The following is a 24,143-nucleotide window of genomic DNA, read 5'->3' on the forward strand; positions in this document are numbered from 1 at the left end:
TTAATCAAATAATGTAATTTTGTTACATGAAACAACTCCTCTTTTTTCTTCTACTGATTCCAGTTCCGTCTGTATTCGGGCAACTTTACAAAGATGCAACTCAACCGGTAGAGGTGCGCGTGAAAGACCTATTGAGCAAAATGACAATAGAAGAAAAATTCTGGCAAGTATTCATGATTCCATCTGATGGAGACACTACTGATGGAAAATTGAAACACGGAATTTTCGGGTTGCAGCTCAGTGCAAACGCTCAGGGAGATGCAGGTGGACAGTTGCTTTCTTATAACACTTCAGATAACGCTTCGCAACTAGTAAAAAAGATCAATAACACCCAACGGTTCTTTGTAGAAAAAACCCGCTTGGGAATACCCATCATACCTTTTGATGAAGCATTGCACGGACTGGTTCGGAATGATGCTGCTAGCTTTCCGCAAGCCATTGCAATGGCAGCGACTTGGGATACAACCCTGATTAAACTTGCAGCCGGGCACATTGCAGAAGAATGTAAGGTTCGGGGAATTCGACAGATCCTTTCTCCTGTGATTAATTTGGCAACTGATGTTCGTTGGGGGCGCACAGAAGAAACCTATGGAGAAGATCCATTCTTAACCACTCAAATGGGATTAGCATTTGTTCGCGCTTTCGAATCGCGTGGAATTATTACTACTCCCAAACACTTTGTAGCCAATGTTGGTGATGGAGGTCGTGACAGTTATCCCATTCATTTAAGCGAGCGCGCTTTGGAAGAAACGCATTTTATCCCTTTCAAACAAGTGATCCAACTAGGAAATGCCCGTTCCATTATGACCGCTTACAATTCCCTCAATGGAACTGCCTGCTCTTCAAACAAGTGGCTTTTAACCGAAAAATTAAAAGATGAATGGAAGTTTAAAGGCTTTGTTATTTCTGATGCCAATGCAGTAGGTGGAGAATTGGTATTGCATCGAACCGCTAAAGATTATGCTGAAAGTGGAGCTCATGCAATCAATGCGGGAATGGATGTCATTTTTCAAACGGATATCACTCATGCTTCTTTATTCTATCCGGCTTTTGAAAACGGACTAGTCGATACAAACCGTTTGAATGATGCTGTTTCGCGCGTGCTTCGGGCAAAATTTGAGTTGGGTTTGTTTGAGCATCCTTATGTGTCAGAAGAAATTGACGAAAACACACTTCATCAGGAAGGGTCAATCCTTAGTCGCCAGGTTGCAAAGGAATCGATTGTTTTATTGAAGAATGAGCAAAAAACGCTTCCGATTCCTTACTCGACAAAACGAATAGCATTATTCGGAGCAGATGCCATAGAAGCCCGATTGGGCGGATATAGTGGTCCCGGATATCGAAAAGTAAGTATTTTGCAAGAACTGGGGAATCATATTGATAAAAAGGCAACCATCACTTATTCGGAAGGTGCAAGTCGTTACGACCTTTCTTACGAAATTATTTCAACCAACTATTTGACATCGGATGGAACTCCCGGACTAAAAGCAGCTTATTTCGACAATACCGAATTAAACGGAACACCAATTTACGAATGCAAAAACGAAGCAATTGATTTTCACTGGACCTTGTATTCTCCTCATGAAAAATTGAAAGCTGATCACTACAGTGCTCGCTGGACCGGAGAGCTAACAGCTCCAGAAAACGGGAACTTTCAAATCGGGCTGGAAGGCAATGATGGATTTCGTTTGTACCTGGATGACAAAATGCTAATCGACCGCTGGAATAAACAATCTTATCATACGGACCTGGTAAACTATTCCTTCAAAAAAGGAAAAAAGTATGCTATTCGAATTGAATTCCATGAAACACAGGGCGATGGAAAGCTCAAATTACTTTGGAATGCAACGACTAAAACAGACTGGAAAAAAGAGATTGATAAGAGTGTCAAAATTGCCAAAAAGTCTGATATTGCTATTGTAGTTGCCGGAATCACGGAAGGTGAATTTCAGGATAGGGCATCGTTGAAACTTCCAGGACATCAGGAGGAATTGATCCAAGCACTAAATGCTACGGGAACGCCAGTCGTGGTATTAATTGTAGGAGGAAGTGCCGTATCAATGGAAAACTGGATCGATGGAACAAATGCCGTTGCCATGCTTTGGTATCCGGGACAAGAAGGTGGTCGTGCGGTGTCCGATTTTCTTTTGGGAGAGGTGAATCCGAGTGGAAAATTACCCATTACATTTCCGATGAATGAAGCACAACTTCCGCTTGTCTATAATCACCAGCCAACCGGTCGCGGAAATGATTACAACAATCTAAGCGGTCAACCACTCTTTCCATTCGGATTCGGGCTAAGTTATACTCAATTTGCCTACTCGGATATTCTTTTAGATCGTTCGGTTATTTCGAAAAATGAAAAGGCAATCGTTCGTTTCAAGCTGAAAAATGTTGGAACACGAGACGGAGATGAAGTCGTTCAGTTGTACATCAAAGATATTCTAAGCTCTGTTGTAAGACCTGTACAGGAATTGAAGGGTTTTCAGCGGATTCATCTGAAAGCCGGGGAAGAAAAAGAAGTTGCATTCGAGATCACTCCCGAATTATTGGAACAACTGGACACTGATTTAAAACCAATCGTGGAGTCCGGAGAATTTCGCATCATGATCGGTTCTTCTTCCAGAGATCTCCCGTTGAAGACGATTCTGACTATTCAGTAGCTTGTTCAAACTTGAACACCCAAACCGGATTGTCTTTTTGTTTCATGACCAGCTTTCTGGATAAATCCAATTGTACAACACCATCCACAATCCGATAAGTTACTTTTTCTCCGGTTGGAACAAAAATCAATTTTGAACCTTTTTTTGGAAGATTCACAGTCCATTCAACCCTTGTTAAAGCCATATCATTCGGAACAAGGATATAGGCTGTTTTTTCATCTTTCGATTGGGTGAAAAAGAAATCTGAGTCATTGTAATGAGGCATGCTTCTCGTATGGTAGATTGCTTCTCCATTTACATCCAGCCACTTTCCAATTTCCAACAGCCGCGCTTCTACATCAACAGGAAATGTTCCATCCGGTTTCGGTCCAACACCCAAAAGCAGGTTTCCTCCTTTTGCCACAACCTCTACCAAAGTCCTGATTATTCGGTCGGCAGATTTCAAGTTGTTATTTGGAACATATCCCCAATCATTTCCTAGCGGCATGCAGGTTTCCCATGGATTATCAATACGTTTTTCAGGAATCGTATGTTCCGGTGTCTGGTAATTCTCAAAAGGTCCTTGAACTGTTCTGTCTACCACAATCATCCCCGGCTGATTGGATCGCGCCATCTTTGCAATTTTCGCAATATCCAATTCCTGATCCCACTGTGGAATGGGCGCTCCCCACATCAAAACTTCTTCATCAATCGTGTTTTTCGGTCTCACCCAACCGCCATCCAACCAAAGAATATCCACGCCACCATATCCGGTTACAATTTCCTGAATTTGCTTGAACGTATAATCCTGGAATTGTTGCCAACGCCAAGGATGTTTCCGCGTATCGTAATTGTTATTTCGATCCGGAGTTGCATACAAAGGCCACCAGTAATTTTCATTGTGCCAATCAGGTTTGGAGAAATAAGCTCCAATCATAAATCCCTGATTGCGGTAAGCCGAGAAAACATGTTTCAACACGTCTGATTTCGGATTCGTTGCAAAAGGACCGCTGGCAATACTAAAATCCGTTTGTTTGGTATCAAACATGCAAAACCCATCGTGATGCTTGGTAGTAAAAACCAAGTACTTCATCCCTGCCTTTTTCGAAATCTCTGCCCATTTTTCAGGATTGAACGTTGTTGGATTTAACGAATCTTTCAAGCCAAAATACCATTTTTTATAATCGTCGTAAGATGAATTCGTATCTCTGGTGATCCAATCTTCCGAACAAATGGACCATGATTCAATCATTCCGGGAACGGCATACAATCCCCAATGAATGATAATCCCAAATTTCTGATCCTGCCATCGATCCAATTTCTGAAGTACTTGCGGGTCTGTTGGTTTTTGATAAGCGTTTGAAATGGGATGGGTTCCTAGATTCTGGGCGAATGAGCCGGAAGAAAGAACCAAAAAAACAAAAAGAATAAGTCGAATCATAATTAGTTATTGCGAATTAAATATAGCTTACAAGTTCCAATTAAAGTTTTTTGAGAAGTCAATCGTCAAACCACACTTGGTGTATGTTTTAATCAGCTTCGCTCTTTTTACCTAATCATTCCTTTGCATACTAAGGCATTCGTCGTCAAATTTAAACTTTTCAGGAAATTACACATCTGATATCCTAGTTTAAAAGCTTCAATGTTCTAACTTTGTAGACATGAATTATTTGGATGGATTAAACGAAAGTCAACGCATTGCAGTAGAGAACTTTCAAGGCCCAACGATGGTAATTGCCGGAGCCGGATCGGGGAAAACACGGGTGCTTACGATGCGCATTGCTTTCATGATTGATCATGGAATTGATCCGTTCAATATTTTGGCATTGACTTTTACCAATAAAGCCGCAAAGGAAATGACCGAACGTATCGGTTCGATTATTGGTGCCAGCGAAGCGAAAAATATTACGATGGGTACATTTCACTCGGTTTTTTCACGCATTCTGAGAATCAATGCTGACCGATTGGGATATCCTCAAAATTTCACCATTTACGATACTCAAGATACCAAGAGCTTGTTGAAAGATATCATCAAGGAATTGAACCTGGATGATAAGATCTATAAACCAAGCATGGTTTATGGTCGCATTTCTGCTGCAAAAAACAATCTGCTTTCCGCTGACGATTACGCTTTGAATCCTGAAATAATGGAGGAAGACAAAATCAGTCAACGACCGGAATTGGCACGTATCTATAAAGCCTATGCCGTTCGATGTTTCAAAGCAGGAGCTATGGATTTTGATGATCTATTGTATCAGACGAATGTGCTTCTGCGCGATTTCCCGGATGTTCTTTCCTATTATCAGCATAAGTTCAAGTATATTTTGGTGGATGAGTACCAGGATACCAATTACGCACAGTATCTGATTGTAAAAAAACTGGCCGCTGTTTTTGAGAACATTTGTGTCGTTGGAGACGATGCACAAAGTATCTATTCTTTCCGCGGAGCAAATATTCAGAACATTCTGAATTTCAGGAACGACTATCCGGATTACAATTTGTATAAGCTCGAGCAGAATTACCGAAGCACTCAAAATATCGTTGAAGCTGCGAATAGTATCATCTCAAAAAACAAAGAGCAAATCCAGAAAAACGTTTGGACGAATAACGATAAAGGAAACCTGATTCGCGTGATTCGCGCCATGACCGATAACGAAGAGGGTCGAATCATTGCCAACAAGATTTTTGATGTCAAACACCAGGAAACCGGAGATTGGACTGACTTTGCCATTCTATACCGAACAAATCGTCAATCTCGTGCATTTGAGGAAGCATTGCGCAAGATGAATATTCCATACAAGATTTATGGAGGACTTTCATTTTATCAGCGCAAGGAGATCAAAGACATATTGGCTTATTTCCGATTAGCGGCCAATCAGAAGGATGAAGAGGCTTTGAAACGCGTCATTAACTATCCGAAACGAGGTATCGGGAAAACATCCTGGGAGAACATCATCATTGCTGCAAATCACCACGATGTATCCATTTGGGATGTCATTTCGGAATTTGGAAGATACCCTGTATCCATTCCAGGTGCCACGAAACAAAAAATTTCGGAGTTCGTGATCATGATTCAAAGCTTTACAGCTCAACTGAATTCTCAAAATGCCTATCAATTGGCGCAAACCATTGCAAAAAGTTCCGGAATTTTGAAAGAATTGTATTCGGAAAAAGACAAAGGTCCGGAAGAAGTAGAGCGTTATCAGAATATTGAAGAGTTATTGGCTGCAATCAAGGAATTTACTGTTCAGAGAGGAGAAGAAGATCCGGGGACACTGGCCGACTTCATGATTGATGTGGCTCTTTTGACCGATGCAGATAATGAAAAAGAAGAGGATAAGAACAAAATCAGTCTGATGACCATTCACTCCAGCAAGGGATTGGAATTCAAACATGTCTATTTGGTTGGACTGGAAGAGAATTTATTTCCGTCTCAATTATCGATCAACTCACGAACCGAACTGGAAGAAGAAAGACGGTTATTTTATGTTGCTGTAACAAGAGCAGAAAAGAACTGTACCATTTCGTATGCCGCTTCCCGTTTTCAGTGGGGAAATCTGATTACCTCGGAACCAAGCAGGTTCATCTCGGAAATCAACCAGGATTATTTGAGTTTTGAAACTGCATACGGTGCTTCACAAGGAGGCGGAGGTCGCTCCTTAAACTCAGGAAGAGGTGGATTCGACAAGCCCTTTACCGGGGGATTAAACCGGATGCCAGGCTCAACAACTAGTCAGACTGCTCCAAGAGGTTTAAAAAGCATGTCGGAATTGACTTCAAAAGCTGGAACCAGTGATTCGAACATTGACATTAAGGTGGGTTACAATGTAGAACACGAGCGTTTTGGAAAAGGGAAAGTCACTAAATTAGAGGGAAGCGGAGTGGATCGAAAAGCAACCATTTTCTTTCCTCATGCCGGAGCTAAAACGCTCTTACTGAAATTCGCCAAGCTAACGATATTGGATATTGATTAAAAAACAAAAGGCTAGTCAAATGACTAGCCTTTATAGTATCTAAAAAGTTATTCTACCAAAAGAACAAACCGCTTATAATGCGATCTCCCATCGGCTGCCCCTTCAATTTCTCTGTCAAATCAGCGATTAGCTCTGCCTCTGTAGTTTGTTTTCCTTTTTTCTTAGGTTGCGCAACTTGCTCCGGAGTTGGAGTCATCAAATCCACTTTCTTCGCAAAATAAACGATACTTCCATCTTCTGTCGCCAAACCAAGAACAGCACCAGGTAATCCCTGAATGTTTTCTGGTCCTACCGTAGCGATAATATCTGTTGTATACCAAGCATAGATACGAGTGGAATCATCCTTTTGCCAAATCACACGTGTGCATTCATATCCTGCAATTTTTCGTGTTTTGTCAGTGATCTTCCAGGTATGTTTGACTAAAGAATCTCCGATAGTCATTGAATTTCCCATCATATCCATGTAAACAAATCTCATGTGTTGATTGAATTTGTTATACACTGTATTTTTAAGCGTCATCCAACTTTGCGGATCCGGTTGTTCAGGAGTGATATAAGAAAATAAGGAAACCGTATCATTGAAGTACAGACTAAATTCCTCCGTTTTAATTTTGTTTTTCTCCCCGATCATTTGACGAAACCGGTCATCATCGAACATCTTCCAAACATTGGTGCGTCTTTCGTAAGTGATTTTCCCTTCACGAACCAATTGTGCTTGTGCCGTTCCTCCTAAGAAAACCATTCCTAAAAGGACCAGAATCCTAATACCAGCCGTTACCATCTTCTTCTTTTGTTTTAAAGTTATTGAATCTAAGTGTCATTTTTGCCATGAAATAACGGCGAATGATGTTTGTTTTCTGATCGACAATCACGTTATTGTTAACCGTTCTGTAGTTACTGATATTCTGATTCAGGATATCGTATGCTTCGATACCGAATAATAGATTTCCTGTTTTCAGGAATGAACGCTGAATGGAAGCATTCCAAATCACATAATTCACATTGTAACCACTTGTTCTACCGGTATTGACATTGTATGTCGCATCCGTCTTAAAGAACCAACGGTAAGGAAGCGTCCAATCAACCACGGCTCTGAAGTTATACGTTGTGTATGGTTGATTTGATTGAGTGGATAATGAGTTGAATGGAATATTGTAATCAACTCCACCACCCAATTCTGTTCTCAAGGAATCGCCGTTATAATTCAACGATAAATCTCCTCCAATTCCGGTATTTCTGGTATCATTATCCACCGAATTAATTTGATTTTTCGATGATGTGAAATTACCATTTGCATTAATCTGTAAACTCAAATCCTTCACAGATTTTATCGGAACTCCAGCACCGGCCCAGTAATACAAAAAGTCTGAACTTTTCACATTGATTGCTTGGGAAATAGATCCTCCGTTCATACCGAAAATCGTGTTTGTACTGAAGTTGTCCTTGATATGTGAATAACTGAAACCGGAATACATATAGAAACCGCTCAAGCCTTTCCAAGTATTGAAATTACCATTGATACTGTGGGTGTAATTTGGTTTCAATTCCGAGTTACCGATTTGGATAAAGTTCGGGTTAGTATTGTTCAAAACCGGCTGCAACTGATCTATCGATGGCAAACTGGAATTCGTGTTATATTGAATCATTAAACGAGTTGTTTGGCTAAACTTGTATCTGAATACAACTCGTGGCAATACGTTATTCAAACCTTGTTGAATCACTGAATCCGTAAACATATTTCTATTATCTATAGCAATTGTTCTGAATCGCGATCCTGCTGATATTCTCAATTTGGTATTCTCATAAATCAAGAATGCTCCTGCACGGTGTTGTTGTCTATCCGTTTTGAAATTATTCGAGAACAAAGTATCAACATCCACATATTCACCATTAATCGGATTCAATGTGGTTTTGCGCTGACCGTTGTTATTTTGATAAAACTCGTAATCGAATTCCAGCTTAAATCGTTTCCCAAGTGGCTCAAAATAGTCTGCATAGGCAGTATGAATCATTGAATTACTTCTGATCTCTTTACGTTGATCAAATCTCAAACCATTGTTCGAAGTATTGGTAATTGCATTGGTATCTGAAGAGAGCAAATCACCATCTGATTTATTATCCGATCCCACAAAATTGTAACGGGCAATCAACTTTCTGTTTTTCTTCTTGAAATCCTTAAACAATCTGAAAGTGGTATTCAAACTAGATCCTGTTGCCTTGCTTCCGTTATCAATTGTTGTAAAACGGGTCATCACACTATCTTCGGATAAGAAGTCAGTTCTGGATAAGGAGTTCTGATCTGTAAGGTTGTATTGGAATTTTGGTTCCAATTCGAAACGCGTTAATGAATCGATCTTTTGCGAATACTTTACTCCGATCTGATGCTGCAGATAAGACTCTTTCGTATAACTGTTCAAATCTGTCGTATAGGAGGTATCCGTCAATAAATACTGAGATCGGCTATTGGTTTGCGTTTTCACACCGTATTGGGCAAACGAATAATTCAAACGGACTTTTGCTCCTTTTTTGAATTTCTGATCCAGGTAAAAACCAGCTTTAAACGTATTCGGAATACCCTCGTTCTCATCCTGACCACTTCCGCTATAAGATTGTAAGTCATCATTTTCCGCCATCCAATCACGTCCTTCAGACAAACCAAACTTGAACATATCACTTCCATTCAGGTTTGTTTTAGGTGTATTTGAACCCAAGGCGTAAACAGCTAATTTTTGGTTCTTATTATATGAATTCACAAGCATTTCCCCCTCATAAAATCCATGATTGGGGTTTGTGAACTTATCGATCCCGCCGGCCAGATTAATCTTCCCGAAATAGCCCTTCTTGGCTTCATCCTTGAGCCTGAGATCCAAAACCTGGACCTTTTCATCACTTCCGTCTTCCGCATCTTTTTCGTAAACCTCAACGGTCTCAACTCCTTTTGCAGCAAGGTTTTTAGTTGCGATTGTGGGGTCATTTCCAAAGAATTCATCGCCATCCACAAGTACCTGACCAATTTCCTTTCCTTGATTCTTGATTTTTCCATTTTCATCAATTGTCATTCCCGGCAACTTGCGAATCAGATCTTCAACAACGGCATTCTCCTTCACTTTAAACGAGTCGGCAACATATACCAGCGTGTCTCCGCGATAATAGATCGGATTTCGGTTTGCATAGATCAGGACTTCATCCAAGGCTGTGCTTTTATCAGGCATAGCTAAGGTATCCATCACAAAAGCATTGTTGTCCTTTGAGCCAAAAAAGAATGCCCGAAAGACTCCATACTCCGGATGAACAATTGTAAATTCTACGGTATCTATAGGAAGTGTAAACTCCATATGACCGTATTTATCAGATCGCTTAAAATCCAATAAAACAGAATCGCGAACACGTTTCACAATACCTACTGCGTTTCTAACGATGGTTTGTGTATTCGTATCAATAACGTTTGCCTTGATGGTCATAGTTTGTTGGGAATTACCCAAATATGAGATCATCAGGAATAATAGAAGTACAATTTTTTTCAATGCGTCAAGTGTTTGATTATACAAAATTAGACGGAAATTCTAGCTTTTAATAAAAAATATGCGAAACGTTACGCAAAATAGATGAATGGCTAAGAAAGTAGTTTAACGGAATAAAAAACGGGAATCCATTGTGACGGACTCCCGTTCTACTGCACATCGTTAAGAAACTACTATTCCATTGACCTAACTAAAACTTAACGACTTGTCTTACTTCCACTTCTGTAACTCGTTGGGGCAATCCCTCTTTGTTCAAATAAGTCCGATTCACCAATCTCCCTGAAACTGCCAATTTGCTTCCTTTCTTACAATAATTAGTTAAAAAATTTGCCGTATTTCCCCAAGCAAACATTCGGTACAAGGAATTTGAATCAGAATCGATTTTCTTCAATTGATTGTCCACTGCGAATTGAAAACGAGCAACCATGGATCCATTTTCAAAAGTGGTGATGGTGGCGTCTGATCCCAGACGCCCCACCAACGTAACTTGATTTCGCAGCATTTTATAAAATAATTAAGTCGTTGACTTCAATCTCAGAGAACATTTTTCGTTCCCCGGACTCCGTTTTATAAAAGCGGCTAACCAACCTACCTTCCACCGCTACATTTATTCCTTTGGCGCACAGTTCTTCCAAAATGGTTACCCAGCGCCCAAAGGCAGTCAATCGATGCCAATCTTGTTTGACCTGCAGATTTCCATCCTTATCCAAATAATGCTCCTTGGTAGCAAGTGAGAAATTAACAACTCGTCTTCCTCCCGGCAAAATGCTCACTTTCGGTTCAGAACTTATTTTCCCGATAATATTCACGTGATTCATATGCAGAATCTGATCCTGTTTAATAGTGGTATTCATCTCGATTCGAATTAATTGTTTTCTTGTTTTTTGCCATTCAACAACACAAACTCATTGAGTTCTATTTCTGTTGAGAAGCGTTTTTCACCTTCTTTCGTTTCATAAGACCGATTGACGATTCTTCCTTCAATCACAACCTCGGAACCTTTATCCAAAACTTTTTCGACACGGTCGCACAATTTTCCCCAGACAATGACTGTATGCCATTGAGTATTGTCCTCCCATTCTCCTTTTTTATTCTTGTAGCGTTCATTTGTTGCTACTGATAAGCGGATCTTCTTTGCCCCTGAATCAAAAGTTTGTGCTACTGGTTTCGCTCCTAATCGTCCGATTAAATTCACTTTGTTTTTGAGTGTGCTCATGATTTGTTTGTTTTAACGTTTGTAAATAATTGATTCGATTGACCTTCAACCGATTTGATGTACAATTCAAAAGTTAGAGTCATGAAAACACTCAAAAACAGCCCTTTAATAGCTAAAGCCCTTGTCAATTTCAACCACAAGAAGTTGTCAGTAAATCACTTTGAATCAACACTCTCTGTCAGTAGCCAACATTTTGGATTTTCTGTGAATTTTTTATGAATAACTCTACCACTAATGCATAGTTATATGAGCACTGAACTACGTAAATTGTATCAAACTATTGATAAAAGCCACATGGTAAAAAGAAAGTTTATTACAAAGTATACTTCATTATCTGGAGTAATCTCAAGCAAGAAGAACCTTACTCATGTTTGGTTTGAATCCGCTTTAGAAAAAGATTTTGCATTACTCCTCGAATATCATCCAACGGTTAATCGATACACAGAACAGCCCGTGACAATTGAGTATATGGTGAACGACAAAGTCAGAGTATACACTCCAGATTTTCTTGTCCATTTTAAAGATCCGGACCAAAAGCCTTGGCTATGTGAGATTAAGTATCGAGATGACTTTTCTATGAACTTCAAAAAGTACAAAGCGAAATTCAAAGCCGCCGTGCAATTTTGCAAGGAACAAGGCTGGGAATTCAAACTTATCTCTGAAAACAATATCAGGACCCCTCTGCTTGAGAATTTAAAGTTTCTGAATAGATACGAAAAAGAATATGTGGATCAGAATTGTTACGATCTGATTTTAAACCGAGTGAATGATCTTGGATCCACCACTCCAAGAGAAGTTCTTGTTTCTATCTCTGATGCCAACCCTTCTATACATGCAAAATGTGTTTATGCACTCTGGTATGCTCTTAGAATCTCAAAAGTCGGCTGCGACTATTCAAAACCATTAACACTAGAAACTGAATTATGGAAACAATAAAGTTCGATATCGGTGACACATGTATATTAAATGAGATAAAATTTGTCATTGATAAATTTATTACGCCCGAAAAAGTCATTATCCGGAGTCAGGAAACAAATGAGATTCAAATGGCCTATACAAGGACATTGTCTAAAATTGATTCAGATCAAAAAGACAGTATGACCATACTTGATTTAGTTACTGATGACGAATGGCGCGAAGCACAAAGAAGATTTTCAATCATTTTAGAAATCGAAACAGAATTACAGAATAATCCTAATTTATTCATTTCAGATGCAATCGATAATGTTGCTCTAAAACATAAAATTAGTTCAAGAACTATCTATAGATGGAAAAAGAGATTCGATAACAGCTCATTGATTTCTAGTTTGGTTCCAGGAACAAGTTCAGGAGGAAGAGGAGTCGGTAGAATCTCTAACGCACAAGAAATTATTATAAAAGAGGTTATCAATGAGTTCCATTTCAATTCTTTGAAGCCTCGGGTAAAAAAGTCTTACCGAGAATTGAGCATTCGCTGCAGAAAGAACAACATTGTATTACCGAGTTTAAACACTTTCAGAAGTAGAATTTCCAGAGAATCTTTAAAGAAAAGCATTACAAAAAGACATGGTCGTGCTGCTGCACATCAAATTACAGAAGCGGTAACCGGTCACTATCCGAAAGTTCATTCACCGCTCGAAGTCTTACAAATAGATCACACACCATTAGACATTATTGTAGTAAGTGAAGATCGAAAACCCATAGGACGACCTTGGTTAACATTAGCAATTGATTTGTATAGTCGAATGATTGCAGGATTTTATATTTCATTCGATACTCCAGGAACTTTAGGAACCGGTATCTGTATTTCCAATGCAATACTTCCAAAAGATCCCTTTATCAGTAAGTACAATTTGAAATCTGAATGGCCATTAAATGGAAAAATTCAAAATGTGCATTCAGATAATGCACCGGAGTTCAAAAGTAAGAGTCTTTTAATCGCTTGTCAAGAATACGGCATCCATTTAAACTACAGAGGAAAAGGAAAAACACACTGGGGTGGTCATATAGAGCGGCTATTAGGAAATTTTCTTGAAGAAGTTCATTTAATTCCAGGAACTACTTTTTCTAACACAAAGGATCGTGGAGATTATGACTCAACTGGACAAGCCGTATTGACAATCAAAGAACTGGATAATTGGCTTCATGTTTTTATAGTTGACGTATATCACAACAATATCCATACTGCTTTAGGTATGTCCCCATTGAAAAAATACTATGAGGGAGTTAATTCACTAGATTCAAAACTACCATCAGGAATGGGAAGTTTCAATTTTGATCCTCTTAAGGTTAAAATTGATTTCCTTCCTGCAGAAGTACGGACAGTTCAAAGAACAGGAGTACAAATTGATCATATACGTTATTTCGCAGATGTACTCAAACCGTACGTCTACATTGATAATCCAAGCAATAGTTTAAGTGTTTCTAAGAGAAAAACACCATTAAAACTAATTTTCAAGCGAGATCCAAGAGACATCAGTAGAATTTATTTCTTAGAACCTAAGTTGAAAAAATACTTTCCAATATACTATGCAGATGCTTCCCGACCTCCAATAAATATTTGGGAACACAGAGAAGCCCTGAAAGAATTGAAACGAAAAGGAAAGATTGATAAAATCACAGAAGACATCATTTTTGAAGCACATGATGAATTGAAGAAAATTGTAGATCATGCCAAATCAGAAAAACGGAAAGCTCTTCGTGAAGAACGCAAAAAGAGTAGTGAAGAGCATATTCCAAGTCAAGCCAAATCTGTATCAATAAATAGTTCCATAAATTCTCCCGGGCCTGACTTCGATAACATTGACTTTTTCACTTTTAACGACGAATTATGACACAAGATATACAAACTCGCATTGCAGAAATATACAAACCTCATTGGATCAACTACCCTACTTCAGTTCAGATTATCGCTCAGTTGAATCAACTCCTTGAGTTTCCGCGATCACATCGTCCTCAGAGCTTATTACTTCTTAGTGAAACCAACAATGGAAAAACAATTGTTGCAAAACGCTTTCTTGCAGCTCACCCACCTAGATATAAAATCAACCACGAAGGATATGAGAAGGTCATTATGGATATATTGATGATCCAATGCCCTCATGTCCCAGATGAGAAACGGCTGTATTTTAGTTTAATGGATAAACTTAATATTGCATATCGAGCAAGTATTAGAACTCAAGAGCTTTCTTCAATCGTTCTAAGTGCATTCAGACGACTAGAGATTAAAATACTCATTCTTGATGAGTTACAACACACCCTAACGAAAGCCGGTCCTTCAAAACAAAGAGAGTTCCTAAATTTGATCAAGTACATTTCAAACGAACTGGAAATCTGCATTGTCGGAGTCGGGAACTGGGAAGCATTCTATGTAATTAATTCTGATCCACAGTTAGCAAATAGATTCAATAAGGCAATAATACCCAAATGGAAATACGATAATAACTTCATTAGTCTGATCGGAACCTATCAGCAATTCATCAAACTCGAGAAACCATTTAACCTGGTTGAACCACAAATTTCTAAACGAATATATGACATGGGAGAAGGCCTTTTAGGTGAATACATTGATATCATAAAATTGTGTGGTGAATATGCGATTCGTTCTGGGGAAGAGACTATTACGTTATCTACACTCGATGCAATCGATTATACTGTTCCATCACTAAGAAGAGATGCGAGTTTACTCGAAGATTGATTTCTTAAAGAGGCTCGAAGAGCGTTCTATTAATTTGTTCTTCGAACCTGCTTTAACTAATGAAAGTCTAACATCCTGGATTTGCCGAAATGCACTATCAAGCTACTCCGATCCTAAACAATTCGTTAGTTATTGGCTTAACGCTCATGCTGCCGTTCATTATGATTTTGATCATAAACCGATTGACGAGTTAAATCAATGGATAATCAAATACTCACCAAAAAGGTTTTCAGAAGAATCTGTCAGCAAGAACTTAAACAGCCTTTATCAAGCATTCAAGTACGCCAAAACAGTATTACCTCCTGTAATTGTAAACGGCACTCGCAATAAACAAAACATCCATCGTCCCCAATTTTGCCCTAAGTGTCTTAATTCCAACAAACCATACTTTAAACTTGATTGGAAATTTTCTATGATATTTGGCTGCAGTAATTGTGGTTGTTTTTTGGCCACAGAATGCTTCTATTGTCAAAATCCTCAACAACTAATGAAATTAATTTTTCTTCGGAAGAATCATTTTACTTCGATTAACGAGTGTAACTTTTGCCACAATTCGCTTTCGGATTCAAAAACCAAATTACTTACTAAATCAGAAATCAAATTAAACAATTGGATAACTGAAATTATTGGTCTTAAAGCAATTGAATCCCAGAATCCAATAAAAGCATCGCTTTTACTGGATCTTTGCAACGTTATTAGCTCAAACAATCCTATGGGAAAGATTCTCAGGGAATATTTTGGTATTCGAATCCCTGAGCAATCATTCGGTACTATGAATCCAATTAATAGAATAGTCGTAATTAAAGCTGCAAAAAAATGGATAGATGCTTTCTATCAAATCACTTTGGAAATCAATGATAGATACAATATTAATCGACGTCATTGGCGATCATTCATTAACTTTCCTGAAGATAATATTCATCCCTAACGGAAATTTAGCAATATCAGTTTGGCTAATTTAACCCCTTGGTTTTTTAACGATGCATCAAACTTCAATCGCTTTGTTTGATTACTGCCATTAACAAAGTATTGATGCTTAACGACTCCATAGCCAATTTCAAAGTCATTAAGCGTTTCTGCAGCAATTTGCTTTGGAACACCGTTATTTTCAAAGTATTTATTCAAAAAAACCTCAATTTGACCTTTACCCAAAGAGGAACCACCACTATTATCCCAGAATACCATTGTTGGAACTTCATACTTTTCAGGATTAACTTCCATTATATAAAAACTGAACATTGACATATTCAATTCCACAAGATAGAAATCTTCAGAGGTGTAATTTTTCAAAACTTTTTCAAAATTTGAGGTCACCTCTTCCGGGACAAAAGTCAAGTCATTTGAAAAATACCGTATTGAATGAGAATAATTACCCAATTCATTACTTAAGTGCTTTATTATTTCTGGAAACTTTTCCCAGTACTTTTTTTCCGTGATTGCATCTCCCTCTAATTCGATGTCATTATCTACTGGGACAATATTCGATCCCCGTTCCCCATTACCAGACATCGCGGCTTTACCATTCGGATCTACATTATCACCAGGTGTCTTATCTCCTGCTATATTCTTTTGATCAGTTTTCAGAACTTTAATTCCCACCTCTTTCCTATCCTCCCATTCATAATTATCGATTGAATGTCCCAGAGATTCAGACTCCATGTTGGGATCGCCCAGCTTTTCATGATCGATGTTTTCCTTCTTTTTCTTCTTTTGTTTGTTTTTTTTCTTACCGCCAAAAATCTTCTTCATTGAATTGTTTCTTTTCGAAGTACTACGACCGTCATTATCCCGGCCATATAAATATCTTTCTCCGAAATCAATCGTAGCGAACGACAGTATTTCAAATCCATTATCTCCATCCTTATTTTTGGTAAACCTTCCATAAGCTCTAATGCTTCTTAATTCTGGAATAGGGAACTTTCCAATAAAAAAAGGATTCGTCCCTTTATTCACTTCACCAATAACCCTTCCTGCAAGCTCTTTTATACCTTCATAACAAATAAAATCTCCAATAAGTGGAACACTTGAATCTGGTACTTCTTTTCTAATCTGGATATAACGATATTCCTTACCGTCTTCATCTTTCTCCACGCCTGTTCTCTCAGGATTATAAATCTTATTTGATTTATCTTCATTAAAAATCGTTCCCTCTATTAATAATTCATTGTATTTGTTAGCCCCAAATAAGAAATACCTCGATAATTCATAAGTTGGGATCACAATAAACTTCACATAAACATCATTCAGCTTGAGTGGGTATTTAGGCACAAATACTATTAACCTCTGATTGTAATATTCTGGAGGAGTTTCCTTATATCGAAATCTACCAAACTGGAGATAATCTGGATGAATATACTTAGTTGATTCTAAATTATAACTCTTTGCTCTTCCAAGCCAGTTGGGGAGATCCACTACTAGAATATCATCGCTGCGCACTGCGTTATCACCTATCCAAGTAACTCCGACACGCAATTGTCTTCCAAATTGAACATTAGCATATCTTTCTTCAAAGATTTGCTCGCCTTCCTGCTCAGACGAGAGTACAGCTCTTAATTCATACGTAGCACTCCCATCTCTTTTTCTGAGTGTGTTTACATCAATAACAGTATAGCGTATTTCGGCCTTTAAGCCTTTAAATCCAAATTTCATGTGAATAGTGATTGTGTGAATAGTGATTGTGTTGCCCTAAAGCGTACCTGGTATTATTCCAGATTCATGTTGAAGAAATCTGCAAGTGTCATTTTATGATGCTTGAGAATCTTCATCAGGGTAGTAATCATCAAATTTGCTCCATTTTCATATTTACCATACTGGGCTCTTGCTATATCTGCATCATGTGCGAAATCTTCATAATTGGAATAACCGGCTTTAATACGCAAATATTTAATTTTCTTTCCAATTAATTCTAATTCCTCCTTTTGAAATTCTTCCAGGATACCTTTTTTTCTCATGTATCAAAAGAAGAAATTCAGCGACTCAATTGTTACCCATTTATTATTACCACAATAAAGTAGCTTTTTTAATTATATTTGGCACTTAATTTCACCGATTATGAATGTCAAACCATTATTGATCACTGCAGCTGCTGCAGTAACATTATTGCTAAATTCTTGCTCTGGAACTCCGGGGATTGCAGATGTTGAATCTGAATTAAAATCAAAGATTCAAAATGAATCCAATGGAAATATTGAACTTACTCACATTGAAAAGACGAATTCAAAGGACAACGAAATTCTTGGTCAAAAAATTCATACCATCGAATACAAAGCCACAATCACTTTTAAGAAAGATTGCGACATGTATGTAAACAAATCAGGTGTAGGACCTTTATTTGAAAGCTTCGAAACTTATGATGAACAACCTGAATTTATCCCCAGTATGATGATGATGGTAATGCCTTTTGTAAAAGGCGAAAAAACAACCTTTTACGGATCAATGAGATTTCAAGATACTGAAAACGGATGGGTGACAATGTAAATTATATTTATAAAAACTGTGGGAAAAGTTATATCTTGAAAACACCAATTGCAGCTAAATGAATTCACTGATTAGAGATTTAATGGCTTTGTTTTCAGGACAGGATCCGGGAGGTTTTACTGATAAAGAAGTTTCCGGATTTAAGTTGGTCCTGGGAATCTTAATCACGATCTCAGTTATAATAACCTATTCAAAATTGTTTTAATTCAATTATAATTACCGGGATCAGACATTTTAAAAAGTGCAGCGCAGATTTAGTACCTACGCTGCACAATTATTATTTATTGGAATCCTCCAAAAATATTTTCATCATAAGATCTTTGGCCCACGGGTAAAGCGTATTGAACTTTTCCTTCTTATCCTGGGCAATAGTAGATTCATCAATACTAAGAAAATAGATTAACTCTTCCGGAACCTCCAAAACTTCGCAAATACGTCTAAAAGTGGTCTTATTTGGCATCCTGGTTCCATTCTCAATAAGACTCAATGCTGACTGGCTAATTTCACAACGTTCTCCAAAGGTTATTTGACTATAACCCCGATCCTTTCGTAATTGTTTTATCGTTTTTCCAATATTCATTTATCGTACAATTATTCTAAAAAATGTCCCAATCTTCCGGATTAAAATAGTCAAGAAAGATCCTCATAAAAACAGTCAATGCTTGCTTTATCTTATTATGATCATTCTCCGTTTCAAGAACATTAATTATGTTACTTAATGCTTCGTTATTTTCATTTGAGAGTGTCTCTTCATTTCTTATTTTATACAACACCTCCAGTAATTCTTTATTCATTTCATTATGATTAAAAGTTAATAGTAAATCTTCATGTTTAGATTTGCTATTAGATCTTCTTCATCTATGTTGTTTGAATAAATTCTCAGAAATTTAAATCGCCTGGTGGATTTCCGGATATCAATTAACCTTCCTCCACGCGCAGCCTTGGATAACCTTTTGTAAATCCGGATAAAGGATTCTCGTCTTTCATTGACAATAGCTCTTATCTCACCAATTGATCTATTGGATCCAGGTTCACTTGATGATCGTGAAAAAAATGATGATAAAAACCCAAGAATTGAAAAGAATAATCTGCCAAAAAAAGATTTTCTTCTTCGTTGAATCTTTAATGCAGTTCCTAAGACTATTGTATTTATTTGCTCTTCAAAACTTGGCTGAGACAGATCAATAGTCGTCTCCCAGACAACAAATTTCGGCTCGTCTTTGTCTAGATTTTTTAAAATATGGATAAATTCAGAAGAAAATTTGATCTTATTCTCTAACTCTAATTTTTCAAGTCTAGTGGATTGCCAAATGTTATCAGTCTCCTTCATTTGACACAAAGATAATAAAAAGAATTAAAAATATTACGTTTTGAGTAATATTTTTAATTTAATAACTCTTTATCGATCTAAGAGCAGGAGGCGTAATCGCCCCCTTTCTCTATTTGGACCACAAAATGGTAAGTGCAATTTTCTTGAATTTTAAACTAAAATAGAACATATTTAATCGATGAAATTATACACAAACGTATAAATAAATACACAAATACGAGCAATTAATTTTAAGTAAATTACTAAAGATCCAGGAATCGTGGAAGTACAAATTCCTCGACGATTCTAAAAACAGTTGGTATGTACCAGTTAACTGCAGCCTGACGCCGATCTCCACGCACCATCCTTCCCATTGGAAGTTCAATACAATTTTGATCGGTTAATTGAAATAGATTTCTTGTAGGTCTATACATCCATTCTGAACCATCTCGATTTGCCATCACTATAAGATTTGGAATCAAATTACGAACCTGAAGTTCCTGGATGTAACCATGCAGCCATTGAATTTCATTGAAATTATCTCCCCAGGAATAAAAGAGAACTAATTGATCTCTTTGGTCTTTTAGCAATACGTAGAAATCATTTGCAGGATTAGTTGGTAAACCATAACCTTCATTTTCACGCTGATTACTTTGCTCATTTGGAATTGCATTAAATCCACGACCTAAAAGGAATTGACAAGTATTTTGGATAGATAATGTTTTCCCAACATTACTTGGACCGGTGAAAACAAGAAAATTAGTTTTTGAGGATAGATTGTTGTTCATTATAAATGATTAATTGGTTACTAATGGTGTTTAAACATTGATTTTACCAAGCCGCAATAAAGCTATAAGCAGCAAAAACATACTTGCTTCCGAATACTTTTCAATTGGATAAAAACAATGCGCAACGTTGTTTCTAATATTCCATCCTTCAGAAGTAAATAGAAACTTAAAAAAAGTCAGATCGTCTTCAGGAATAATAGCTGCTATTTTACCATTGCTAAGTAGATTTTCATACGAAATTCTTTGCTTCGTTTTATCCGGATTGATTTCAATCGTCTGGGCCCCGACTCTGTGATTAAGTTCTCTAAATAACCCTTCAAACTTTAAGGTCAATGAATCAATTGCCAGGATATAAGTATTTGATGATCGATCATTGTCTGCCTCAATGTTAGCAGAAACCTGTTCAAAGAAAATCTCAATCGAAGGAGTCATCAAACCGATCCAATCAAATTTTTCATAACTCGCTGATTTCGGATCGACCTTCTTATCTCCAAACCAAGAATTCTCCTTTAAATACTTTAAAAAAGAGTCACTTGTTAACTTTCCACTTTTAACTCCTTCTACACACAATTTCCCAAGCTTTGGTATCGAAAAATCTTTGAACTGCTGTTTATACTGATTAATAATCTTCTTTTGAGTGTTGACTTTAAAATTCATATTTGTATCAAAGGCCATATTCGAAAAGGGGATTTCAGGCATTAGTTCTGTGCTTTTTTCCCAAACTTCTGCCCTGGGAAATATTTTTCCATCTGCCATGTAATCATATATACCATCTGCTGGTAGTGCCAAGACAGTATTTAATTCAATTTTATCCTTAATAACAAGTAGTTTAAGAGCAGCAAGCACTTTCTCATCCTTTATTTCAAAAGAAACTGTTGCTAACTCAACCTTATTTTTGCTGGTCTCAATCCTTACAGCCATTTCTTCCATCTTTTCCCGGTTACCCGCTTTTGAATAAGCTTGATAAGCTTTCTGATAAAACTGAGGAGCAACGAAGCTGGTTCCTAATTGAACCGCATGGTTTAAATGACTTTCTCCTAGTCTCTCATAAAGATGTTTAGAAGATACATTAAGTTTAAAGGAAACCGCAATCTGTAATTCTATTAGGTAAACTTCATCAAAGTTTGACAAATCATCATCGTAAGAACCTTCCAAATACTCAAAGAAATCAGACCAAACAGACGTCTCCAGTTTCTTTCCTGAGTCAATTATATTGGATATTATTACTTGTACCGTTAATCTGTCTAAAACATTAACCTTTCCCAAGAGTAAATCGACAATTTGATCAACAGAAGATTTGACTTCAAAGCATAGATAAAAAGCATTTTCGTAAAATCTTTTAAAGTTCCTCGAATCATCATCCAGATCAATTGAACCTAAAAAATCAAGATAAAGAGGTATCGTTTTTTCTGCAATTCTTCTATCTTTCGTTAGTTTGAACAAAAGATGATTGTAGTGAATTCGATATTTCAAACCTACCGCTTGTTCTGCTCTTTTAGTTAAGTATTCCTTATCAAGATCAAGTTTCTTTAAATCTACAAGTTGCTTACCTAACGGATAAATCACCTGGTATACATCATTCCTTTGAATCTTTAGAGATTGAATTTTTTCTTCATTTTGGCAGCCCTTCATATCTTCATTGCTTTCTAATCTTTCCCCTAAATCCTTTATTTTAGACGGTAAATCGTATCGATACTCTGCAGAACTGTCTTCATCCAGGAAGCTATACAGTTCTCCTAAAGATTTAAATTCATTATTCATAGTCAATATGCTCTATTAATTGCTTCGTCAATTTCGTTTAAAAGAGACGCTTTTGTTTGGTGACTTTCGGTTTTATGCATGAGATTCAAAATGAGTGAAAATAAGAGTTGCTGAAAATTACTCAGTTCAGTTAAATCGATATGCTTTCTCTTTCCATGATGCACAAGTACACTACGAATTTCATAAACCCTTTTAAGAAGCTCCATTATTGAATTCCTTATCTCCGGATCCGGAGTAACTAATTTCGGACAATACTTCTGTAATGAAGAAAGTATCCCCACATTCTCATTGTTTAATAACAATGATTCAAATATTGAGCACGAGCTAGCAATACGCTGATGAAGATCCGGATTTGACAATGCAGAGGCAAAATTTGTGATTGCATTTATTATCAATCCACAAAGCTCTGATTCAGTTGAATCCTCAAATACAAACCTGGAAAGAATATCTAATCCTCTTCCATTCATTTCAAAGAAATATTCATCGGTCAATGCGATAAATCTAGTTGCACTATCGGTAAAATTAAATGATTCAAAATTCAATCCATGTGAGATAATCGTTGTTACTTCATGATTTTTTGCTCTTGAATCAATGTCAAACACTAAGTCCAAATCGGGCATGTACAGTGTATTTGAACTTATTTTCAAAAGATCGATCGCCAGGGAGCATTTTTCCAAAGCAATTTCAGATGCTCGATCTTTTTGAGCAGAAACGGTAGTGCAAACAACTACTTTTCCCTGAAAATGTTCCCTAACAGCAGTTATGTCACCAGGAGTGGATTCGGAAAGTCTGTCAAAATCTTCTTCGGTAAAGTATCTAATTTGTACCGGTCCTATTTCAAAGGAGTTGGAAATTTGCACCATTGCTACTGGAAAACAATATACCATTTCAGAAATATTTGATTTGATTAGTTCAATTAGATCATCTGAAAATGTCGTGCTTCCCTCTTCCCTTTTGAAAAGGAACCATTTAAATAGTTCTACTTCAAGAAATCGGTAAGCGACTAGCTCATTTATTTCCTTCCTTTTGTAAATAGCATTAAGAAGTTTTTTATATTCTTCGTAGCCGGCCTTATCAAATCCAATTTTCTCATCGGGAGAGGTTATCAACCACTTTTGGATTAATTCTCCTTTATCAGAATGTTCAACAGAAAAAATTTCACCTTTTATGATATCTTCTGGACCAAAATCAGCCACAGGAATACGTTCACTAAGTGATTCTATGAGATCTCCTGCGATTCCATTGTTCGTCTTTTTCTTAACTAATGTTTGTATTGTTGCTGCCTGAGTATTCAGGTAGGCAATAAAATGTTGATCTAAATTCATAATAAAAAAGGCGCTTTAAGCGCCTGAAGTTAAATATTGCCTTTCGTCTGAGGGATCGAGTTAATATCCAAGAGAGCACATATTGAAACTCCATCAGAGTAATAGTCTCGATACAAGTGAAGCAATTTACCAGGAAAAATACTATCGAAAATATGGTTCGTAATCTTCGCTTCTAACTGGGCTTTCTCTTGAAGAGTAGGCATTTTTGACAAAATCCCTGAGACAACAACCCCTAAAATTTTGTCGTTATCTTTTAAATACTGAATAGTGATGTTCATTTTGGTTTCGTTTAAGTTATTAAGGTCCTAGGACCATATTAAAAATTTACATGCTTTTCAATAAATTGAAAACCGGGTAATGATACTATTTTTTTGTTTTGGGAAACATCAAATGAAAAAAAATGTGGTTTTCCGAAGCCTGCCACGGAAAACCACATTGCTCAATGGGATTAACT

At 37.2% G+C, this 24,143-nt stretch carries 23 protein-coding genes; 8 read left to right on the forward strand and 15 right to left on the reverse strand.

Annotated features, from left to right (window positions below; all coding sequences use genetic code 11):
* Positions 1-26 precede the first annotated feature (26 nt).
* Positions 27-2,663, forward strand: coding sequence for a glycoside hydrolase family 3 N-terminal domain-containing protein (locus AAG807_RS16310; RefSeq protein WP_341906243.1), 2,637 nt, complete (start codon positions 27-29; stop codon positions 2,661-2,663).
* On the opposite strand, the gene AAG807_RS16315 is transcribed toward AAG807_RS16310, so the two are convergent.
* Positions 2,653-4,083, reverse strand: coding sequence for an alpha-L-fucosidase (locus AAG807_RS16315; protein WP_341906246.1), 1,431 nt, complete (start codon positions 4,081-4,083; stop codon positions 2,653-2,655). The two genes, AAG807_RS16310 and AAG807_RS16315, sit on opposite strands and share 11 nt — an antisense overlap.
* 220 nt (positions 4,084-4,303) lie before the next feature.
* On the opposite strand from AAG807_RS16315, the gene AAG807_RS16320 reads away from it, so the two are divergent.
* Positions 4,304-6,616, forward strand: coding sequence for a UvrD-helicase domain-containing protein (locus AAG807_RS16320; RefSeq protein ID WP_341906249.1), 2,313 nt, complete (start codon positions 4,304-4,306; stop codon positions 6,614-6,616).
* Positions 6,617-6,668: 52 nt separating this feature from the next.
* Here AAG807_RS16320 and AAG807_RS16325 read toward each other — a convergent pair whose 3' ends face one another.
* The 5 genes from AAG807_RS16325 to ssb (AAG807_RS16345) all read right to left on the reverse strand — a co-directional run bounded on the left by AAG807_RS16325 (position 6,669) and on the right by ssb (AAG807_RS16345) (position 11,353).
* Positions 6,669-7,397 (reverse strand): GLPGLI family protein, encoded by a 729-nt coding sequence (locus tag AAG807_RS16325; RefSeq protein ID WP_341906252.1) that lies wholly within the window; start codon positions 7,395-7,397, stop codon positions 6,669-6,671.
* Positions 7,378-10,140 carry an outer membrane beta-barrel protein gene (locus AAG807_RS16330; RefSeq protein WP_341906255.1) on the reverse strand — a complete coding sequence of 921 codons (2,763 nt, stop codon included), beginning with the start codon at positions 10,138-10,140 and terminating at the stop codon, positions 7,378-7,380. Before AAG807_RS16330 ends, AAG807_RS16325 begins: the two co-directional genes overlap by 20 nt.
* 187 nt (positions 10,141-10,327) lie before the next feature.
* On the reverse strand, positions 10,328-10,639 hold the full coding sequence (locus AAG807_RS16335; protein WP_341906258.1) for a single-stranded DNA-binding protein: 312 nt from the start codon (positions 10,637-10,639) through the stop codon (positions 10,328-10,330).
* 1 nt (position 10,640) lies between these two features.
* Positions 10,641-10,991: a single-stranded DNA-binding protein gene (gene ssb, locus AAG807_RS16340; protein ID WP_341906260.1), complete on the reverse strand. Its 351-nt coding sequence runs from the start codon at positions 10,989-10,991 to the stop codon at positions 10,641-10,643.
* An 11-nt stretch (positions 10,992-11,002) separates the two neighbouring features.
* Complete coding sequence (gene ssb / locus AAG807_RS16345; RefSeq protein WP_341906263.1) at positions 11,003-11,353, reverse strand: single-stranded DNA-binding protein; 351 nt, start codon at positions 11,351-11,353, stop codon at positions 11,003-11,005.
* Positions 11,354-11,647: 294 nt separating this feature from the next.
* On the opposite strand from ssb (AAG807_RS16345), the gene AAG807_RS16350 reads away from it, so the two are divergent.
* Genes AAG807_RS16350 through AAG807_RS16365 form a run of 4 tightly spaced genes read left to right on the forward strand, consistent with a single transcriptional unit; the run spans position 11,648 to position 15,957 of the window.
* A complete protein-coding gene (locus AAG807_RS16350) occupies positions 11,648-12,289 on the forward strand; it encodes a TnsA endonuclease N-terminal domain-containing protein (protein WP_341906265.1) in 642 nt (213 codons plus the stop codon).
* The gene (locus AAG807_RS16355; protein ID WP_341906267.1) at positions 12,277-14,166 is read left to right on the forward strand and encodes a Mu transposase C-terminal domain-containing protein; all 1,890 of its coding nucleotides are present in this window, start codon (positions 12,277-12,279) and stop codon (positions 14,164-14,166) included. The genes AAG807_RS16350 and AAG807_RS16355 overlap by 13 nt, the downstream gene beginning before the upstream one ends.
* Positions 14,163-15,029: a TniB family NTP-binding protein gene (locus tag AAG807_RS16360; RefSeq protein ID WP_341906269.1), complete on the forward strand. Its 867-nt coding sequence runs from the start codon at positions 14,163-14,165 to the stop codon at positions 15,027-15,029. The genes AAG807_RS16355 and AAG807_RS16360 overlap by 4 nt, the downstream gene beginning before the upstream one ends.
* The gene (locus AAG807_RS16365; RefSeq protein ID WP_341906272.1) at positions 15,007-15,957 is read left to right on the forward strand and encodes a TniQ family protein; all 951 of its coding nucleotides are present in this window, start codon (positions 15,007-15,009) and stop codon (positions 15,955-15,957) included. Before AAG807_RS16360 ends, AAG807_RS16365 begins: the two co-directional genes overlap by 23 nt.
* On the opposite strand, the gene AAG807_RS16370 is transcribed toward AAG807_RS16365, so the two are convergent.
* Both AAG807_RS16370 and AAG807_RS16375 read right to left on the reverse strand, forming a co-directional pair.
* Positions 15,954-17,678, reverse strand: coding sequence for a hypothetical protein (locus AAG807_RS16370; protein ID WP_341906275.1), 1,725 nt, complete (start codon positions 17,676-17,678; stop codon positions 15,954-15,956). The two genes, AAG807_RS16365 and AAG807_RS16370, sit on opposite strands and share 4 nt — an antisense overlap.
* 53 nt (positions 17,679-17,731) lie before the next feature.
* A complete protein-coding gene (locus AAG807_RS16375; protein ID WP_341906278.1) occupies positions 17,732-17,980 on the reverse strand; it encodes a helix-turn-helix transcriptional regulator in 249 nt (82 codons plus the stop codon).
* Between the two features lie 100 nt (positions 17,981-18,080).
* On the opposite strand from AAG807_RS16375, the gene AAG807_RS16380 reads away from it, so the two are divergent.
* Both AAG807_RS16380 and AAG807_RS16385 read left to right on the forward strand, forming a co-directional pair.
* A complete protein-coding gene (locus AAG807_RS16380) occupies positions 18,081-18,506 on the forward strand; it encodes a hypothetical protein (RefSeq protein ID WP_341906281.1) in 426 nt (141 codons plus the stop codon).
* Between the two features lie 58 nt (positions 18,507-18,564).
* Complete coding sequence (locus AAG807_RS16385; RefSeq protein ID WP_341906284.1) at positions 18,565-18,711, forward strand: hypothetical protein; 147 nt, start codon at positions 18,565-18,567, stop codon at positions 18,709-18,711.
* Positions 18,712-18,783: 72 nt separating this feature from the next.
* On the opposite strand, the gene AAG807_RS16390 is transcribed toward AAG807_RS16385, so the two are convergent.
* From AAG807_RS16390 to AAG807_RS16420, 7 genes are all read right to left on the reverse strand, one after another.
* Positions 18,784-19,086, reverse strand: a complete 303-nt coding sequence (locus AAG807_RS16390) for a helix-turn-helix transcriptional regulator (RefSeq protein WP_341906286.1) — start codon at positions 19,084-19,086, stop codon at positions 18,784-18,786.
* Positions 19,087-19,102: 16 nt separating this feature from the next.
* Positions 19,103-19,300, reverse strand: coding sequence for a hypothetical protein (locus AAG807_RS16395; RefSeq protein WP_341906288.1), 198 nt, complete (start codon positions 19,298-19,300; stop codon positions 19,103-19,105).
* A gap of 17 nt (positions 19,301-19,317) precedes the next feature.
* Positions 19,318-19,836 carry a hypothetical protein gene (locus tag AAG807_RS16400; protein WP_341906290.1) on the reverse strand — a complete coding sequence of 173 codons (519 nt, stop codon included), beginning with the start codon at positions 19,834-19,836 and terminating at the stop codon, positions 19,318-19,320.
* Positions 19,837-20,078: 242 nt separating this feature from the next.
* The gene (locus AAG807_RS16405) at positions 20,079-20,603 is read right to left on the reverse strand and encodes a hypothetical protein (protein ID WP_341906292.1); all 525 of its coding nucleotides are present in this window, start codon (positions 20,601-20,603) and stop codon (positions 20,079-20,081) included.
* Between the two features lie 30 nt (positions 20,604-20,633).
* Entirely contained in the window at positions 20,634-22,364 is a 1,731-nt protein-coding gene (locus AAG807_RS16410) for a DUF4209 domain-containing protein (RefSeq protein WP_341906294.1), read from the reverse strand.
* 2 nt (positions 22,365-22,366) lie between these two features.
* Positions 22,367-23,689, reverse strand: coding sequence for a hypothetical protein (locus AAG807_RS16415; RefSeq protein ID WP_341906296.1), 1,323 nt, complete (start codon positions 23,687-23,689; stop codon positions 22,367-22,369).
* A 29-nt stretch (positions 23,690-23,718) separates the two neighbouring features.
* Entirely contained in the window at positions 23,719-23,967 is a 249-nt protein-coding gene (locus AAG807_RS16420; RefSeq protein ID WP_341906298.1) for a hypothetical protein, read from the reverse strand.
* Positions 23,968-24,143: the final 176 nt, after the last annotated feature.

The organism is Fluviicola taffensis DSM 16823 (assembly GCF_943372375.1).
Lineage (GTDB): Bacteria > Bacteroidota > Bacteroidia > Flavobacteriales_D > Crocinitomicaceae > Fluviicola > Fluviicola taffensis_A.

Bases quoted from the DNA above. Each gene is read 5' to 3' on its own strand.
- AAG807_RS16310 (WP_341906243.1), top strand. From the start codon at position 27: ATGAAACAACTCCTCTTTTTTCTTCTACTGATTCCAGTTCCGTCTGTA.
- AAG807_RS16315 (WP_341906246.1), bottom strand. From the start codon at position 4,083: ATGATTCGACTTATTCTTTTTGTTTTTTTGGTTCTTTCTTCCGGCTCA.
- AAG807_RS16320 (WP_341906249.1), top strand. From the start codon at position 4,304: ATGAATTATTTGGATGGATTAAACGAAAGTCAACGCATTGCAGTAGAG.
- AAG807_RS16325 (WP_341906252.1), bottom strand. From the start codon at position 7,397: ATGGTAACGGCTGGTATTAGGATTCTGGTCCTTTTAGGAATGGTTTTC.
- AAG807_RS16335 (WP_341906258.1), bottom strand. From the start codon at position 10,639: ATGCTGCGAAATCAAGTTACGTTGGTGGGGCGTCTGGGATCAGACGCC.
- ssb (WP_341906260.1), bottom strand. From the start codon at position 10,991: ATGAATACCACTATTAAACAGGATCAGATTCTGCATATGAATCACGTG.
- ssb (WP_341906263.1), bottom strand. From the start codon at position 11,353: ATGAGCACACTCAAAAACAAAGTGAATTTAATCGGACGATTAGGAGCG.
- AAG807_RS16350 (WP_341906265.1), top strand. From the start codon at position 11,648: ATGGTAAAAAGAAAGTTTATTACAAAGTATACTTCATTATCTGGAGTA.
- AAG807_RS16355 (WP_341906267.1), top strand. From the start codon at position 12,277: ATGGAAACAATAAAGTTCGATATCGGTGACACATGTATATTAAATGAG.
- AAG807_RS16360 (WP_341906269.1), top strand. From the start codon at position 14,163: ATGACACAAGATATACAAACTCGCATTGCAGAAATATACAAACCTCAT.
- AAG807_RS16365 (WP_341906272.1), top strand. From the start codon at position 15,007: ATGCGAGTTTACTCGAAGATTGATTTCTTAAAGAGGCTCGAAGAGCGT.
- AAG807_RS16370 (WP_341906275.1), bottom strand. From the start codon at position 17,678: ATGAAATTTGGATTTAAAGGCTTAAAGGCCGAAATACGCTATACTGTT.
- AAG807_RS16375 (WP_341906278.1), bottom strand. From the start codon at position 17,980: ATGAGAAAAAAAGGTATCCTGGAAGAATTTCAAAAGGAGGAATTAGAA.
- AAG807_RS16380 (WP_341906281.1), top strand. From the start codon at position 18,081: ATGAATGTCAAACCATTATTGATCACTGCAGCTGCTGCAGTAACATTA.
- AAG807_RS16385 (WP_341906284.1), top strand. From the start codon at position 18,565: ATGAATTCACTGATTAGAGATTTAATGGCTTTGTTTTCAGGACAGGAT.
- AAG807_RS16390 (WP_341906286.1), bottom strand. From the start codon at position 19,086: ATGAATATTGGAAAAACGATAAAACAATTACGAAAGGATCGGGGTTAT.
- AAG807_RS16395 (WP_341906288.1), bottom strand. From the start codon at position 19,300: ATGAATAAAGAATTACTGGAGGTGTTGTATAAAATAAGAAATGAAGAG.
- AAG807_RS16400 (WP_341906290.1), bottom strand. From the start codon at position 19,836: ATGAAGGAGACTGATAACATTTGGCAATCCACTAGACTTGAAAAATTA.
- AAG807_RS16405 (WP_341906292.1), bottom strand. From the start codon at position 20,603: ATGAACAACAATCTATCCTCAAAAACTAATTTTCTTGTTTTCACCGGT.
- AAG807_RS16410 (WP_341906294.1), bottom strand. From the start codon at position 22,364: ATGAATAATGAATTTAAATCTTTAGGAGAACTGTATAGCTTCCTGGAT.
- AAG807_RS16415 (WP_341906296.1), bottom strand. From the start codon at position 23,689: ATGAATTTAGATCAACATTTTATTGCCTACCTGAATACTCAGGCAGCA.
- AAG807_RS16420 (WP_341906298.1), bottom strand. From the start codon at position 23,967: ATGAACATCACTATTCAGTATTTAAAAGATAACGACAAAATTTTAGGG.